This window comes from Dickeya oryzae (assembly GCF_020406815.2).
In the GTDB taxonomy this organism is placed as follows: domain Bacteria; phylum Pseudomonadota; class Gammaproteobacteria; order Enterobacterales; family Enterobacteriaceae; genus Dickeya; species Dickeya oryzae.
Window position 1 is genome coordinate 2995842 of record NZ_CP162670.1, and the last position, 16460, is coordinate 3012301.

The window sequence follows — 16460 nt, forward strand, 5'->3', positions numbered from 1 at the left end:
AATGAACGCGCGATGACAGAACCACAAAATCGCCATCAGGCTCAGACTGCATGCTTAACCTGTTCGTCCAGCAGTTGAGGTATGATATCGGCAACACTCGGCGAAAGTTTACGTCTTTTTACTGCTCTGGAAGGTGGCTGGCATAGACTGCAGACAAAACTGTTTTTGGGCTGGTGCGCATGGGTGATAAACATACCCTTGCAGCAATTGCATGAGGACAACTGCAACATGCCGCTATCGACAAAGCGTACCAGTGTCCAGGCGCGGGTCAACGCCAGCAACGGCACATCACTTTGGGGGGCACATTGTTCGAGGTAAAGGCGATAAGCCTTGATAACCGCTTCAACACCACTGCATTGACTATTTTTGAGCAAAAACAGGTAGGCGTTATAAAACATGGAAGAGTGGATGTTCTGCTCCCATGTCATGAACCAGTCGGTAGAAAACGGCAGCATCCCTTTAGGCGGAGGGCTACCTCTCAATTCTTTATAGAGCTTAATCAAGCGGCCACGGCTTAATTGGGTCTCGCTTTCTAGCATCTGGAGGCGTGCGCCCAGTGAAATGAGCTCCATCGCCAGTTGTATGTCCTTAGCTTCCTGAACAATACTTTTCTCAGCCATCATTATGCCCTTTTCTTAGGCAAGCTCTCTTCTTTTGAAGATAGCTCTTGTAATAAATGACTCGACAACAAAATACCGGTATGAATCTGTTGCAGATCATCGACCCGGGATTCTTGTGTTAATAACTTAATCGTATTGTGATCACTGAAACGGAAGTGGCATATCAGTTGATTGGTTTCAGCTAGCTTGACCATTTGCGGTAAGGTCAACTGCATCAATGCATCAGCCATTTCTTCATTGATACCCAACCGGAACATCGCTGATGCTTTTTCGTCGTTTATTAATCGCTGAGCCAGTAACAAATAAGACAAATTGATGTCATAAATGTGCTTTAGCAATTCAGAGGTACCCATATTCCCATCCCGACAGACTATGTTTCAAACATAAGTTAGGTGATAGACTGCTCACCCGCTAAACAATCACTCTCCATAGGTGGCATGAAAACTATCGGTGCCAGACAATTCTAATACTTTATAATCTTCTAATATGACGAAAAATACAGCATCAATGTTTATAAGTTTGAGATCCCATCTCTTCATAACGTCAGGCTCATCCTTTCCCTGTATTGCGTCCAACATAGAACGTAGGATTAATCCTAATGCTACGCCACTGTACCGCCTTCGGCCTGATTCACACAACGCAAGCCTATTGGCATTTTGATAATTATGTGACCGTGATCACAAAAATGAAAGAGGCAAAACATAATATTTCACTGATTTTTGCTCCGCTGTGAAATTTTCCTGAACACAATATACGCATAACAGAAGAAAAAAACTCCCCATGGCAACACACTCTTTTGACAAAACATCATAAACAATTGATATTATTATATAAAAAACAAATCCGATGACTAACAATTTTTGTCCTACTTCTGCGACCATCTTGATTTACATTAACATTTCTAATTTTATAACCTGGGTTATTATTTTATAAGTTTCCTATCTGTTCCGGTGCATCTGTGTCACCAGTGCACCATGGAGACTGACCATACACATGTACATCTATTCCCGACATCTCAGCACCTGAACGAGAAAACACCCTCGTTATCATCACGCAAAGCGGCAATGTCATGGAGGAATTCCCCACACGTATCCTGAAGTTACGCCAAGTCTGTCGGGTCTGCTGCAAAGGACAGACGCACATTACTAAAAGCGATTGCTGAACTTAATAGAAGAAAGCGCTAATGCCGTCACGTCTGCGGGTAATCCGCTACCGATACAGGCACATTAATTACCGTTGTGTTAAAAACGCGAGATGGCTTAGGGCTTCCCCAGATGAAGGACCGACAACATGGTGAGGCTATGGACTGCCAGAAATCACTGTCTGCTATCAGCACACCGCGAAAAAAGTGCAATTTTGCTCACCCCCTATTTACCTACCTTTATTTGCTTTCCCGGCGACGGCACCAGAAGAGATATTGGGCTAAATCCACCAGGTTTTACATCAGAGCGCTTAGACAGGTTCCTGCTAAACTGGTAGACCATACACACCTGTGTTTCCAGGAGGGCTATTTCCCTATTTTTAGGTATCCGTTATGTTGAATAGCTACCGATTGGCTGAATAAAAAAGAGACAGAACCTGATATCCTTCTGCCAGCAGATTCGTGATCGACATCGCATTGAAATTCATGAATGTTCCACATTATATGACGATGTTAGATTATGTTGGTATTTTGAAAACGGATCGCCACACAGCTGTTTCCAGAAACAAAAGCACCCAAACTACACCTGCAAGTAGTACGGTTGATGTACATATATTTTTCCTGAAAATGAGCGAATGGATATGAAAATGATGTCAAAGTCTGAACAACAGGGTAAAACCGGCATACTGGGTAATCTTGGACTGGTGCCGTTATTTGTCATCATTCTGGGCGGCATTATGCTGTTGTTTGCCCTGGCTATCGGTACGTCCAGTTATTTTCTGGTGCGTGCTAATCAAAGTCTGGATTATGTCACTCAGGAAATTGACGTCCGTCTTGGGCTGTCAAACAGCTCTAACCATCTCAGAACCGCCCGTCTGTTGATTATTCAGGCTGGCGCTGCGGTGCGCGTTGGGGACACTGATGTATTCAACAACAACCTGAAACAGGCAGAACAGCGCATTGCCGCCTCGAAGGAGGCATTCAAAGCTTATCAAAACCGAAGTGTCAAAACCGATACAGATTTGGCTCTCGACCCCGAACTGAATAAAGCCTATAACGACTACCTTGAGAAAGGCATCATGCCGATGCTTAAGGCAGCTAAAGACGGCTATTTCGAAGAAATCCTGACACACGAATCAGAAGAGGTTCGCCTTCTCGATGATGCCTATAACAAGCCATTACTGAAAGCCATTGCCTTTCGTACTGAACGTGCCAAAGCACTCAATAGTAATGCACAGTACGAGGCCAAATTGGGTTACACCCTGATGGCTGTCAGCTTCGCCATCGCGATTGTCATGACCATGCTAACCTTCTTCTTCTTGCGTGGTACGCTGATTAAGCCGATGAATCGCCTGGTGCAACGTATTCAACGTATTGCTCAAGGTGACCTGACCCAACCGGACGAAGTCTATGGTAAGAACGAAATCGGCATACTGGGTTACAATATCCAGCAAATGCAGGTATCGCTGGTGCATACCGTTTCCACCGTCCGTGACAGCGCAGATTCCATTTATCAGGGAACCACTGAGATAACCGCCGGCAATACCGATTTGTCTTCACGTACTGAGCAGCAGGCAGCAGCAATCGAGCAAACTGCCGCCAGCATGGAACAGTTGACCGCCACCGTCAAACAGAACTCCGATAACGCGCACCATGCCAGCCAACTGGCTTCTAATGCTTCTGGCAAGGCGAAGCAAGGGGGTGAGATTGTCGAAAATGTCGTTAATACCATGAACAGTATTTCCGGCAGTTCACGGAAAATTTCTGAAATCACGAATGTGATCAACAGTATTGCTTTCCAAACGAATATTCTGGCGCTGAACGCCGCGGTAGAAGCGGCGCGTGCGGGTGAACAAGGTCGAGGGTTTGCGGTAGTGGCCGGTGAAGTGCGTAGTCTGGCTCAGCGCAGTGCCCAGGCGGCCAAGGAAATTGAAGGATTGATCTCTGAATCCGTTTCACTGGTGCACAGCGGTTCGGAACTGGTGGATAAAGCAGGCCAGACTATGCACGAAATTGTTCAAGCCGTCACCAATGTGACTGACATTATGAATGAAATCGCTTCTGCATCAGATGAGCAAAGTCGCGGCATCACCCAAGTCGGCCAGGCAATTTCAGAGATGGATAGCGTGACACAGCAGAATGCGGCGTTGGTGCAACAAGCCTCTGCTGCCGCAGCCTCACTCGAAGAGCAGGCCATGATACTGACCCGTGCCGTATCAGCGTTCAAACTTGCCAACGCTATTAATAGCACAGCCCCCACCCGAGCGACATTTACATCGAAGCCTTTACTGGCAACATCGACTACAGCGACGGCGGCGTTAGGTGCCTCTTCCGGTGCAAAATCCAGCCGAGATAATTGGGAAACTTTCTAAGTTCCTTTGGCCGATACAGATAACCGTATCGGCCTGTCTATTTATCGGCTCATTGATGTGGTTCAACAAAGATCCCTTCCGGATTATCCCGTTCATTGAAAAACCAAATGCCTTCGGGATAGTCTTCCAGGGCGATGAGATACATCGTCCCCTCCTGGAAGGGCTCTACTGCCATAATCTTTCCTTTTCTGCGGGCTTCACCATCCGTTTTTACGGTTACCACATCATTTACGTTCACACGTCCACCTTATCCGTCATTCACCTTGAGGCTACGGCCTGTACAACCGTTCATACCAATCCGCCGATAGTATTATCAAACTCAGGCGTATAAACAAAACACAACTTGTTCCCCTCAGGATCACGACAATAAGCCCCATAATAATCAGCCGCATAGTGTGGGCGAAGACCCGGTGCCCCCTCGTCATAAGCACCCAACGATAATGCCGTTTCCCACACGTGGCGCACAGCCTGTGGCGAACTGACTGCAAAGCTTACTTGCGTCCCATTTCCCCAGGTCGCGGGCAAGCCATTGACCGGAATCTGGACATAAAACTGGGGCCAACGTCGCCCAGGGATATGCCACCCTTGCCCAGTTGGACCGCCTGGTTCCTCCTGAACCGGAACGAAGCCTAATTCGGTCAGGATCACCGAATAAAACCGAATCATCATGTCGATATCTCGGGCGCCAAGAATAATGTGACTGAACATCTTTTTTCCTTCTGTTATTCCACATCCCGGTTGTTGTACCAGCCAACCACACCATTGCTCATCATAAATACTACGGTCGAAGTAAACGAATAAGACACATTCCCACTTTTATTTACTACTATGTGTTTTGGTACATCGCCACGGGGTTATTGCTACAGACAGTTGAATATATCGCCATATCTGCTTAAAACACCGTTTCATCTAAATTATTATTTTTCTGATATTAGCATCCCCACCTTGTGCAGCATGCTTTTATAATCGCATCAGTGAATTGTTATCCGGACATGTAATTCGGTCACAATCCACTGGATGAAGAGACTTGAGGCATTCACCACGTGTCCACCAGTAAGACAAAAAGATAGGCTATATGATCTTAAACGCAGCCAAACAGCTGTTAAACACACTAAAAAATACCGCCTGGTACAAAAAACGTCACTCCAACCGAGTCCTGCTCTGGCGCGAAATCACGCCGTTGGCCGTCCCCATTTTCATCGAAGGATTATGTGTGGTACTGATGGGGATCTTCAGTACCTTTCTGGTGAGCTGGCTTGGTAAAGAAGCCATGGCCGCCGTGGGACTGGCGGATAGCTTCAACATGCTGATCATTGCCTTTTTCACCGCTGTCGCGCTTGGGACGGCGGTTGTCGTCGCATTTAGTCTCGGCCAGCGTAACCGTAAACAGGCACGACAAGCCGCACGCCAATCAATCTCATTACTGGTGCTAGTTTCCTTGCTGCTGGTAGTGCTGGTTGAAATCGCGGGACAGTCCATCATCGATCTGATTGCCGGTAGTGCCGAACCCGCGGTCAAATCATTGGCACTGACATTCCTGCGCCTTACCGTCTGGGGTTACCCTGCACTAGCGATCACGCTGGTAGGGTGTGGGGCGTTACGGGGCGCTGGCAATACCCGCTTACCGATGGTTATCAATATCTGGATGAATATCCTAAATATTCTGTTTAGCGGCGTGTTGATCTACGGTGTTTCTTCATGGCAAGGGCTAGGATTTATCGGGGCGGGATTAGGGATCACACTCTCCCGTTACCTGGGGGCGTTTTGTGTCGTGTTCGCACTGACAAAAGGTTTCAATGGTGCACTGCGTATCCCCTTTCAGAGTTATTTCGCTCCGTTTACCACAGTCATCCTCTACGAAGTACTCAGCATTGGCATCCCGGCCAGCATTGAGTCGGTGATGTTTAATGTCGGTAAATTGATCACCCAGCGTTTTGTCGCAGGCATGGGAACGGAGGTGATCGCCGGCAATTTTATCGCTTTTTCGATTGTTGCACTGATCAATCTGCCGGGTAATGCCCTGGGCTCAACATCGACCATTGTTGTCGGTTCCAGACTGGGCAAAGGGCAACGCATGCAACCGGAGCGGCAGCTGAAATATATCTTTTGGCTTTCGAATATTGGCCTGTGTGCGTTAGCGCTACTGTCAGTCCCCACCGCCGGATTGTTGGCTGCAATGTATACCAATGAACCTGAGGTGATTCAGGTTGTTAAACACCTGCTCTGGCTGAACGCGCTATTCATGCCAGTATGGGCGGCATCCTGGGTACTGCCAGCCGGGTTAAAGGGAGCCAAAGATGCCAGCTATACCATGTGGGTAGCACTGGCTGGTATGTGGGGGTGTCGGGTGATCGCAGGTTATATTCTGGGCATCATGTTGGGTTTTGGCGTGGTCGGCGTCTGGATGGGTATGTTTTTTGACTGGATTGTCCGTGGCGTTCTGTTTTATCACCGTATGGTTAGTGGAAAATGGCTATGGCGCTACACTACCCCAAACAGGAACAATCAGTAAAAAAATTACTGGCGGTGATGTCCCACTGACACCAGCGACGAAAAAATCTTCATGGTATGCAATACATTAGCCGGGATGTCATCCACTAACTTTTATCTTTCATCATTATCCTGACGCTGCGATGTAAAATCCATTTGACCATACATAGGTGGTCGTCAATACTGCCGAAAACTAATAAAGGGTATAAACCCCGCCATCAGGCTAACTAACAGGAGTGAGCAATGAAAAAAACTATTATGGCTATCAGTCTGGCAATCGCGGCATCTGCAGTCACGCTGCCGTTCGCCAGTCAGGCTGCAGTCAAAGATGAAATGGGTGCGATGGCAAAGAGCTATAAAGGGGCCTCAAGTGCCACGGATGCCGCCACACTGAAAGCCGATCTGCTGAATATGAAAGCACATGCAACCAAGGCTAAAGCAGACCCGGAATTCAACAATAGCCCAAACAGCAAGGTCTTCAATGAAGGGCTGGACAAACTGCTCAAACAGATTGATGCCGCCATTGCACTGGTTGATGCAGGAAAACTTCAGGAAGCGAAAGCGGCTACTGATGAGCTGAAAAAAACTCGCGCAGAGTACCACAAAAAACTGGGCGTATAACCCGTCGTGATTCTATTGCAGCAGTGAGGTTTATTATCACTGCTGCATTTTTCTTCCCTACCCCACCGATGCTTAATTAACAAAAAAGCGCGAACCCAATCATCGAAGAGTAATATTATCACGCTAATTTCCACAGGAAATTATCACCAATAGTTCTGGTTTTGCCAGAAAAAACCTCGTGTTATTTTAATTTATCGCATTATCTGAACCATAGGGATTTTTATTCCCTGACATGACTGACCGCCGATAAATAGACCTTGGTAATCCTTCATGACATCAATGTCTTTAGATTCTATCGCAGAAAGAAGGATGGATTAAAATACCCACATAGCTAAGAAAACTGGAACTGCTGGATAAACAGACTATAACATTACAGTGTCTTTCATCATATTCGACACTCGATATGGATAAAGACCTTCAATTGATAGCATGCCAATGTTGCGCATTCTATTTATTACTCAACCTAAAATATAACCATCTGAAATGGAGATTCATTCATGCCTCTATCTGATTCGAAAAACAACGCTGCCATCAATAAAAAAGAACACAGATTTCGTCAAAGAATGTTCTTTTCCTGTGGCTGTGTAGGTCTCAGCCTTATTTTCATGTCTACTAATACATGGGCAAGTGTTGAACCATTGTCTGTCAGTGGAAGTAAAATCTATGCAGGAGGAAAAGTCAGAAGTTTTTCCGGTAATAGCTTATTCTGGAGTAATACCGGATGGAATGCGGAGAAATTCTATACGGCAGAGACGGTTGCCTCACTTAAGAAAGACTGGAAATCCAGCATTGTCCGCGCAGCAATGGGAGTGCAGGAGTACGGTGGTTATCTTCAGGACCCGACCAACAACAAAGCCAGGGTTGAAAAGGTCGTGAATGCAGCGATTGCCAACGACATGTATGTCATCATCGACTGGCACTCGCATTCAGCAGAAAATAATCGTAGTGAAGCTATCAGCTTCTTCCAGGAGATGGCCAGGAAATATGGCAATAAGCCAAACGTGATTTATGAAATCTATAACGAACCACTCCAGGTATCATGGAGCTATACCATAAAACCGTATGCGGAAGCCGTCGTTTCTGCGATCCGTGCGATTGACCCTGATAACCTCATTATTGTTGGCACCCCTAGTTGGTCGCAAAACGTTGATGAAGCATCACGAGATCCCATCAATGCCAATAATATTGCTTATACACTGCATTTCTATGCAGGAACGCATGGTGAGTCATTGCGAAATAAGGCACGACAAGCGATAAATAACGGTATTGCGCTTTTTGTTACCGAGTGGGGTAGCGTTAACGCAGATGGAAATGGCGGAGTAAATTACTCAGAGACAGATGCCTGGGTCACGTTTATGCGTGATAACAATATCAGCAACGCGAACTGGGCATTGAATGATAAAAATGAAGGGGCTTCCACCTATTATCCTGACTCTAAAAATCTGACTGAATCAGGTAAGAAAGTAAAATCAATCATTCAAAGCTGGCCCTATAAAACTAGTAATGCAGCCAGAGCGATGGCTGACGACGATATCTCAACAGACATTGACAGCAACAGCGCTAACACACCTGATTCATCGGTTACGACTAATTGTGCCAATGCTAATATTTATCCCAACTGGGTCAGTAAAGACTGGGCTGGTGGCCAAGCTGATCATAACGAAGCGGGTCAGTCGATTGTTTATAAAGGCAGCCTCTACACCGCGAACTGGTATACGACATCCGTTCCAGGCAGCGATGCATCCTGGGCGTTGGTGGGCAGTTGTAACTAGACTGGTTACAATGCATTGATTTAAATATAAAAATAGGGCTGCGCATTGCAGCCCTGATGCACATGTCGTTTGATTAATTACGTTCAAACGCACCAAGATCAGGTGCACTTCCTGAATAACTAATATTGCTCTCCTTCGTACCGGCATTGATCAACTTTGAATTAGCCGACAGACGAAACAATGATGTTTCCGGTAATGTTCCATCGGTATCACGCGCTACTGTAGCCAGCGAGGTATCCAGGCTGACGAAATCAGACTCGGTGGCTGCTGGCCCAGTATCCCACGAGTTGGATTTTGCATCCGCATTGCTTACCGTTACCGAACCAGCCACTGAAATGTTGTTACGAAAATAGTGCTTCTGCCCTGACTGCACACTGTTGCCAAAGCCATAGTTAATACCATTTTTATACGACGTATTATTTATTACCGTCACACCACCAGCATTATTGTTCTGATCAAAGCCTTTACTTACATTGCCAAACGCAACAGAGCGGGTAATTTGGTGATTACCAACCGCTCGATTACCACCCAGTTTAAATCCATTACCATTACCAGCGAATGCGCTGTCACTCCAATAGTTGATACCATTACGGAAAGCCCAGCTATTCTCAATCACGACCTTTTGTGGGCTATCAAATAAGTCAAACCCATCATCTGAGTTTTCCCAAGCCCGACAACCAATAAAGCGGTTACCTGGACCTTGCTTCTGCTTCGGACCAAAACCATCGGCCATGCTACCATTCTTTTTAGGATCATAATTGCGGTAAGCGTCTGAGTTAATAACGGTGTTGTATGAACCACCATTATTGATCTCAAGACCGGTATTACGATTATGATGGAACGCGGTGTTTTCAAACGTATTATGACTACCGATGACATAGGCGCCCTGATAACCAGCCCGTGTTACCTCAACACCTTTGAAATACCAATAATCCCCCGTCACATAGAATCCGTATGATGCCTGTATCCATTGACTGTCTGGAAATGAAAAATCAAATACGGCGCGACCACAATTAGCCGCCGCCACATAAATTGGTGATCCTTCTTTTCCTGATTTATTAAACGTAATGGTATTCCCTTTCCCCTGGCTATAGGGAATGGTATACGTCCCAGGCTTGAGAAGAATCAGCTCACCTGGGTTAACCACTGCCATCGCAGCAGAAAAACTCATTGGAGAATTAAAGCTATTGCCATCATTGCTACCATTACCATTAGGTGCAACGTAATAAATACGTTTAGTACTAATTCCACTGGTGAGATCAGAACTACAATCTGCGGCCAGAACAGATGTACTATTTACCAAAAAGAATGCTGCTAACCCGGTACTGATGAAACAGTTTAAATACTTCATCTCTTGCCCCATTTATGTTGTAAAAATCATTTATCCATTAGCCCCAAGATGCCTAAACCAAACTATGCTATCAGGAAAATAAATCGTTATAGCGCTATCTATCTGACATCAATAGCGGTATTGATGACTGAATGAATCAGCCCCGTCAAAGTTAAGCAACCTGTCTCGGTAAATATTATGTTAAAAGAAAATGATATTCCTTCGACGATCCATGAACAAAGGCTGTGTTGAATACATAGCATCCTGCATATTGGGGTGAAGTGAGTATACTCTTTTTAGGCGATATGAAGATAAAGAAACCCTTGGTGACACTCAGCCACCAAAGAAATTTATCCCTCTAGAAAATGACATTACATCATAAAATAACAGAGATAATACATTTTTAGCCATTCCTCGCTCACCTAAATAAAAATATCGTTATTAGTATATGAATTCAAAAATGAGAAATAGCGCAGTCGGCAACATCCTGTTTGCTGATAACTGAACCATCACCCATCGCTGCCATCACCTTGTACCAGTTGGTTTAATAGCGGGCGTATACCACGAGACAACACGTAAAAACACGCCGTTATCTCTGTTGCTTTATTGCTCCACTTCCAACACCAACGACTGGACTTACACATGAATGAAACTGATAAAAGCATCGTCTCCCTATTTATTATCGGCACGCTGATTGCCGTCGGCAAAGTACTGGCAAGCAGCAAACCCATCACACTCCGACTGTTTGTAGGGCGTGTGATGCTGGGAGGATTCGTCTCGATGATGGCGGGTATCGCACTGGTTCAATTCCCCGACCTGTCACCGGTTGCCATTAACGGCATTGGCGCAGCACTTGGCATCGCCGGTTACCAGGCGATTGAATTGCTTATTCAACGCCGTGTTCAACAACTGAGCGAACAGACCAAACCGGAGGAAAATGACGATGCCCACTAACGCACCCAATCTGACCGCATTTCTGGATATGTTGGCATTTTCCGAAGGGACCGCAACACACCCACTTACTCGTAATCGCGGCTACGATGTCATTGTTACCGGTATTGATGGTAAACCGGAGATCTTCACCGACTACCATGATCACCCGTTTGCTAACGGCCGTCCGGGAAAAATCTTCAACAAGCAAGGGCAACGTTCTACTGCAGCTGGGCGCTATCAACAGCTCTACCGCTACTGGCCGACATACAAGGTGCTGTTAAAGCTGCCGGATTTCGGGCCCGATTCACAAGATACGCTGGCTATTCAGTTAATCAGGGAACAGCGTGCTCTCGACGACATCGCGCAGGGACAGATCGCCAGCGCCATCACTCGGTGTAGCAACATCTGGGCTTCATTACCAGGGGCTGGCTATGGTCAACGCGAACATAGTATAGAGCGCCTCCTTACCGCCTATCAGCAAGCGAGAGGAGAACTGGCATGAAAAGCAGCATGATCATTGCTGCCATCATAATGCTACTTAGCGCTGGAATCGGTGTGCAGTCCTGGCGGCTGCACACCAACCGGCAGTTGACAGAGCAGCAAGCACAAACACTGTCGTTGCAACAAACAGCACTGAATGAAAAATCCAGCCAGTTAACAGCTCTGTCTGAGCAGGCTGAACGTAGCAACATTGAGCAGGCACGTTTACGCGATATGGCCGCAGACACCCAGGTGGCTCTTTCCGAGAGACAAAAAATGATAGTGAGATTACAACATGAAAATGAAGCGCTTAAACGCTGGGCTGATTCTGAGCTGCCTGCTGATATTATCCGGTTGCGCCAGCGCCCCGCCCTCTCAGGTGGCCGTGCTTACCGTGAATGGTTGTCCCAGACTGACTCCCTGCCGGTTTCCACCCGCCAACCCACAAACCAACGGTGAATTAAACACTCAACTGGATGAGACTGAAGCCGCACTGGCAACCTGTGCCGACCAGGTGGACTCAATCATCGAGTGCCAGGCAAAAAGTAATGCTGCAGATGACTCCGCGACGCTACACACGGTTCAATGGACCCTGGCACCGAAAGAGCAGTAATAAAGTTCCATTGTCAGGTGGCTGATTGAAGGCCACCTTTTTTGTATCTGAAAAACGAGGGCCGCCATTTTGGCGCCACTTGCCAAATTACAGGCACAAAAAAACCGCCTCGTGGCGGTCATGTTCTTTTAATTATTTTCTTATATTACAAGACGTTATCGCATGGTGCCCAGAGCGGGACTTGAACCCGCACAGCGCGAACGCCGAGGGATTTTAAATCCCTTGTGTCTACCGATTCCACCATCTGGGCTCAGAATTTGGAGGCGCGTCCCGGAGTCGAACCGAGGTGGACGGATTTGCAATCCGCTGCATGGCCACTCTGCCAACGCGCCCCATTTTTAACACTACAACACTACTACTCAACTAACTTGGAGCGGGAAACGAGACTCGAACTCGCGACCCCGACCTTGGCAAGGTCGTGCTCTACCAACTGAGCTATTCCCGCATTCTACAGAACATATTGTTTATTAAGTAATTTCAATAAACTGTGTTGCTGTCGATGCGGTGCATTCTACTTACCTGACGCAGTGAGTCAATAAAATTATCACCTCACCAGAACCGTTTGCTGTTTTTTAAGGCGAGGCGATCAATGTTCAAGCAAATCACGCCAGGCTGCGCTCAAATACTGGAACATTGACCAGAACGTTAATACAGCCGCCACATACAGAGCCACGACACCCGCCGCCTCAACCATAGGCTCCGGCCGCCACAGTAAACCGACCAACGAGACCATCTGCGCGGTAGTTTTAATTTTGCCAATCCAGGAAACCGCCACACTGCTGCGCTTACCCAGCTCTGCCATCCACTCACGCAAGGCGGAAATGATGATCTCTCGCGCAATCATCGTCGCAGCAGGCAACGTAATCCACCAGGAATGGTAGTGCTCGCAGACCAGCACCAGGGCCACCGCCACCATCACTTTGTCAGCCACCGGATCCAGAAAGGCACCGAAACGCGTGGTCTGCTTCCATAGACGGGCAAGGAAACCATCAAACCAGTCGGTTACCGCGGCAAAAACAAAGATGCCAGCGCATACCATCGGCGCCCAGCTAAATGGCAGATAAAACGCCAGCACAAAGAATGGAATTAGCACAACACGAAACAGGGTAAGCCACGTTGGTATATTAAATCGCATAGCGTCTGGGTAACTGTCTGGCCCGAAAGATAATAGGGTTATGTTGCTACATTGCCTCTAGTGTTTCAATGCATGAAAGATTTTTTCTGCCAACGCGTGCGAAATTCCCGGCACATTGGCAATGTCTTCCACACTGGCATTCATCAATGGCTGCAATCCGCCCATGTATTTCAGCAACATTTGACGACGCTTTGGCCCAACCCCCTCAATCGTTTCCAGCGAACTGGTACTTTTGACTTTAGCACGCTGTTTACGGTGGCCACTGATAGCATGATTATGCGAATCATCACGAATATGCTGAATCACGTGCAATGCTGGCGAATCAGACGGTAAAGCGATACCCTCACCCGTCGCTTCAAAGAACAGTGTTTCCAGACCGGCTTTACGATCACTGCCTTTCGCAACGCCAAGCAGTACAGGGCGAGAGGTATCCCAGGTCACATGCAATGACGCAAAAACATCCCTGGCCTGCGCCAATTGCCCTTTACCGCCATCAATGACGATCACATCAGGAATCTTGCTTTCATCAATTGATTTATCGTATCGCCGCCGGATTACCTGATTCATCGCCGCATAGTCATCACCTGGTGTAATACCCGTAATATTGTAGCGTCGATACTCCGAACGTAGTGGACCCTCAGCATTGAATACGACACAGGAGGCCACTGTCTGCTCGCCCATGGTATGACTGATATCGAAGCACTCCATGCGGTTGATTTTTTCGATCCCAAGCACAGAGGCCAGCGCTGTCAGACGTTGCTGAATTGTCGACTGCTGTGACAGCTTCGTTGTCAATGCAGTGTGCGCATTCGTGCGAGCCAGTTTGAGATAACGTGCCCGGTCGCCGCGAGGTCGGGTTTGAATCTGAATTTTTCGGCCCGCTTGCTCGGTCAGAGACTCAGCCAGCAACTGATGCTCGGGTAGGGAAAAATCCAGCAGGATGTCAGACGGCAAGGTACGAGAAACGCTCCCTTGCAAATAGAACTGGCCAACAAAGGTCTGTACCACTTCTGCCAGTTCCGTGCCTCCAGGAACCTTCGGGAAATAACTCCGACTCCCCAATATTTTGCCCTGACGAATAAAGAGCACATGCACACACGCCATACCGGCATCGAACGCCACACCGATGACATCAAGGTCATCTCCATCGCCAGAGACAAATTGTTTTTCGGTGACACGGCGTACAGCCTGAATCTGATCACGAATACGGGCGGCTTCCTCAAACTTCAGTGCATGGCTGGCCGCTTCCATTCGTTCAATCAGACGGGTTAATACCTGCTGATCCTTACCTGACAGAAACAGACGAACATAATCGACCTGCTGTTGGTATTCCTCTTCGCTAACCAGGCCGCTAACGCATGGCCCCAGACAGCGGCCAATCTGATATTGCAGGCAGGGACGCGAGCGATTGCGGTACACGCTATTTTCACATTGCCGAATGGGAAATAACTTTTGCAGTAGCATCAGTGTTTCACGAACCGCATTCCCATTGGGAAACGGGCCAAAGTACTCGCCTTTGGCATGTTTAGCGCCTCGATGGACAGACAGCCGGGAATGTGTATCCCCGCTGAGGAAAATCATGGGGTAGGATTTATCGTCGCGCAGCAACACGTTATAACGTGGCTGATAACGCTTGATATAGTTGTGCTCAAGCAACAGGGCTTCGGTTTCAGTATGCGTGATCGTCACATCAATCTGACGGATACTTTTTACCAAAGCCTCTGTTTTGCGGCTGGCAACATGAGCACGAAAGTAACTGGAAAGACGTTTTTTCAGATCCTTAGCTTTACCGACATAGATAACCGTGTCACTGGCATCATACATACGGTAAACCCCAGGCTGACTGGTTACGGTCTTCAGAAAAGCCTGGGCATCAAAACAGTCAGTCACTACTAATCAATGTCTCCGCATTAAAGAGCCCATGACGAATCGCCAGATGCGTCAGCTCTACATCGCCATTAATATTCAATTTACTGAACATTCGATAGCGATAACTGTTGACCGTCTTCGGGCTGAGATTGAGTTGATCAGAGATCTCCGTCACCTTCTGCCCTTTCGTGATCATTATCATGATCTGCAATTCACGCTCAGACAAGCACTCCAGCGGTGTTTCCGTCTGCGGCTCCAACTGGCTTAATGCCATCTGCTGAGCAATGTCCGACGCAATATATCGCTTACCGGCATGCACAGAGCGAATGGCGCAAATCACCTCTTCCGGGGTTGCCCCTTTACTGAGATAACCCGCCGCGCCTGCCTGCATCACCTTAGCTGGCAAGGGGTTCTCTGTGTAAATCGTTAGCATTATAACTTTAATTTCAGGGGAAAATCGCACAATTTTGCGCGTTGCCTCAAGACCGCCTATTCCTGGCATGTTCATGTCCATCAGCACAACATCCACACTATTATTACGGCACCATCTGACCGCATCTTCACCGCACTGCGCCTCACCAACAACCTTGAGGCCTTTGATATCGTCAAGAATGCGCCGTATCCCTGCTCGCACCAGTTCATGGTCATCAACAAGAAAAACGCTAATCAAAGAACAATTCTCCAAAAAGAGTAACACTTACAGACGCGTTTGTTGCAGGTGGTACTACATGGTTTAGAAAAAATGAATACACTTTTTAATTAAAAATGTATTTTTTATTCTACTATGTGGTATTATTGTTTAAGCTCCTGAATGATACCGAGTGCGTATCAGACAAGGAACTCTCCACCATCACAGTATTCATATTTCAAACCTGGTTTTTTAGAGAAACAGACGGCATCACCGCCTAAAAATTTCAAAAAATAAATACAATCAAGAGATTATCAAGTTTTACGATTGTAGGCAATCAGTCACACGACGACTTTTTCCCATCATTGTAACTGTCTTGTCACGTTGCTGCACCGACTGTTTACTACAAATAATACACCTGCCCCAAAATATCCATATAAAAGTTGCAATGTTTCT

Annotated in this window: 16 protein-coding genes and 3 tRNA genes; 8 read left to right on the forward strand and 11 right to left on the reverse strand. The window is 47.0% G+C overall.

Features of this window, described 5'->3' with window-relative positions; all coding sequences use genetic code 11:
* Positions 1 to 41: 41 nt before the first annotated feature.
* The gene (flhC, locus tag LF929_RS13220) at positions 42 to 620 is read right to left on the reverse strand and encodes a flagellar transcriptional regulator FlhC (RefSeq protein WP_038906399.1); all 579 of its coding nucleotides are present in this window, start codon (positions 618 to 620) and stop codon (positions 42 to 44) included.
* Between the two features lie 2 nt (positions 621 to 622).
* On the reverse strand, positions 623 to 973 hold the full coding sequence (gene flhD, locus LF929_RS13225) for a flagellar transcriptional regulator FlhD (RefSeq protein WP_016940930.1): 351 nt from the start codon (positions 971 to 973) through the stop codon (positions 623 to 625).
* Between the two features lie 1423 nt (positions 974 to 2396).
* Here flhD and LF929_RS13230 point away from each other — a divergent pair.
* Positions 2397 to 4133, forward strand: a complete 1737-nt coding sequence (locus LF929_RS13230) for a methyl-accepting chemotaxis protein (protein ID WP_210174250.1) — start codon at positions 2397 to 2399, stop codon at positions 4131 to 4133.
* A 49-nt stretch (positions 4134 to 4182) separates the two neighbouring features.
* Here LF929_RS13230 and dsrB read toward each other — a convergent pair whose 3' ends face one another.
* Together dsrB and LF929_RS13240 are read right to left on the reverse strand one after the other, a co-directional pair.
* Complete coding sequence (dsrB, locus tag LF929_RS13235; protein WP_038907545.1) at positions 4183 to 4371, reverse strand: protein DsrB; 189 nt, start codon at positions 4369 to 4371, stop codon at positions 4183 to 4185.
* 50 nt (positions 4372 to 4421) lie between these two features.
* Complete coding sequence (locus LF929_RS13240) at positions 4422 to 4841, reverse strand: VOC family protein (RefSeq protein ID WP_038904959.1); 420 nt, start codon at positions 4839 to 4841, stop codon at positions 4422 to 4424.
* A gap of 367 nt (positions 4842 to 5208) precedes the next feature.
* On the opposite strand from LF929_RS13240, the gene LF929_RS13245 reads away from it, so the two are divergent.
* The 3 genes from LF929_RS13245 (at position 5209) to LF929_RS13255 (ending at position 9016) form a co-directional block, all read left to right on the forward strand.
* Positions 5209 to 6645 (forward strand): EmmdR/YeeO family multidrug/toxin efflux MATE transporter, encoded by a 1437-nt coding sequence (locus LF929_RS13245; protein WP_210176444.1) that lies wholly within the window; start codon positions 5209 to 5211, stop codon positions 6643 to 6645.
* A 221-nt stretch (positions 6646 to 6866) separates the two neighbouring features.
* Positions 6867 to 7244 (forward strand): cytochrome b562, encoded by a 378-nt coding sequence (locus LF929_RS13250; protein ID WP_012884188.1) that lies wholly within the window; start codon positions 6867 to 6869, stop codon positions 7242 to 7244.
* A gap of 497 nt (positions 7245 to 7741) precedes the next feature.
* Positions 7742 to 9016, forward strand: a complete 1275-nt coding sequence (locus LF929_RS13255) for a cellulase family glycosylhydrolase (RefSeq protein ID WP_226092948.1) — start codon at positions 7742 to 7744, stop codon at positions 9014 to 9016.
* Between the two features lie 73 nt (positions 9017 to 9089).
* On the opposite strand, the gene LF929_RS13260 is transcribed toward LF929_RS13255, so the two are convergent.
* Positions 9090 to 10367, reverse strand: a complete 1278-nt coding sequence (locus tag LF929_RS13260; RefSeq protein ID WP_038907541.1) for a right-handed parallel beta-helix repeat-containing protein — start codon at positions 10365 to 10367, stop codon at positions 9090 to 9092.
* Positions 10368 to 10988: 621 nt separating this feature from the next.
* Between LF929_RS13260 and LF929_RS13265 the strand changes: the two genes are divergently transcribed.
* From LF929_RS13265 to lysC, 4 genes are read left to right on the forward strand one after another with little or no spacing between them, the layout of a single operon-like run.
* Positions 10989 to 11300 carry a phage holin family protein gene (locus LF929_RS13265; RefSeq protein WP_016940938.1) on the forward strand — a complete coding sequence of 104 codons (312 nt, stop codon included), beginning with the start codon at positions 10989 to 10991 and terminating at the stop codon, positions 11298 to 11300.
* Positions 11290 to 11781 (forward strand): glycoside hydrolase family 104 protein, encoded by a 492-nt coding sequence (locus tag LF929_RS13270; protein ID WP_210174244.1) that lies wholly within the window; start codon positions 11290 to 11292, stop codon positions 11779 to 11781. Before LF929_RS13265 ends, LF929_RS13270 begins: the two co-directional genes overlap by 11 nt.
* On the forward strand, positions 11778 to 12218 hold the full coding sequence (gene lysB, locus LF929_RS13275; protein WP_016940940.1) for an Rz-like lysis system protein LysB: 441 nt from the start codon (positions 11778 to 11780) through the stop codon (positions 12216 to 12218). The genes LF929_RS13270 and lysB overlap by 4 nt, the downstream gene beginning before the upstream one ends.
* Complete coding sequence (lysC, locus tag LF929_RS13280) at positions 12103 to 12372, forward strand: Rz1-like lysis system protein LysC (protein ID WP_318841890.1); 270 nt, start codon at positions 12103 to 12105, stop codon at positions 12370 to 12372. The genes lysB and lysC overlap by 116 nt, the downstream gene beginning before the upstream one ends.
* 163 nt (positions 12373 to 12535) lie before the next feature.
* Here the strand turns inward: lysC and LF929_RS13285 are convergent.
* The 6 genes from LF929_RS13285 to uvrY all read right to left on the reverse strand — a co-directional run bounded on the left by LF929_RS13285 (position 12536) and on the right by uvrY (position 16046).
* Positions 12536 to 12622 (reverse strand) — tRNA-Leu (locus tag LF929_RS13285).
* An 8-nt stretch (positions 12623 to 12630) separates the two neighbouring features.
* A tRNA-Cys gene (locus LF929_RS13290) sits at positions 12631 to 12704 on the reverse strand.
* Between the two features lie 37 nt (positions 12705 to 12741).
* Positions 12742 to 12817 (reverse strand) — tRNA-Gly (locus LF929_RS13295).
* Positions 12818 to 12958: 141 nt separating this feature from the next.
* Positions 12959 to 13507 (reverse strand): CDP-diacylglycerol--glycerol-3-phosphate 3-phosphatidyltransferase, encoded by a 549-nt coding sequence (pgsA, locus tag LF929_RS13300; RefSeq protein WP_016940982.1) that lies wholly within the window; start codon positions 13505 to 13507, stop codon positions 12959 to 12961.
* Positions 13508 to 13564: 57 nt separating this feature from the next.
* Positions 13565 to 15397: an excinuclease ABC subunit UvrC gene (uvrC, locus tag LF929_RS13305; RefSeq protein ID WP_038907538.1), complete on the reverse strand. Its 1833-nt coding sequence runs from the start codon at positions 15395 to 15397 to the stop codon at positions 13565 to 13567.
* Positions 15390 to 16046 carry a UvrY/SirA/GacA family response regulator transcription factor gene (uvrY, locus tag LF929_RS13310; protein WP_019843896.1) on the reverse strand — a complete coding sequence of 219 codons (657 nt, stop codon included), beginning with the start codon at positions 16044 to 16046 and terminating at the stop codon, positions 15390 to 15392. Before uvrY ends, uvrC begins: the two co-directional genes overlap by 8 nt.
* Positions 16047 to 16460 lie beyond the last annotated feature (414 nt).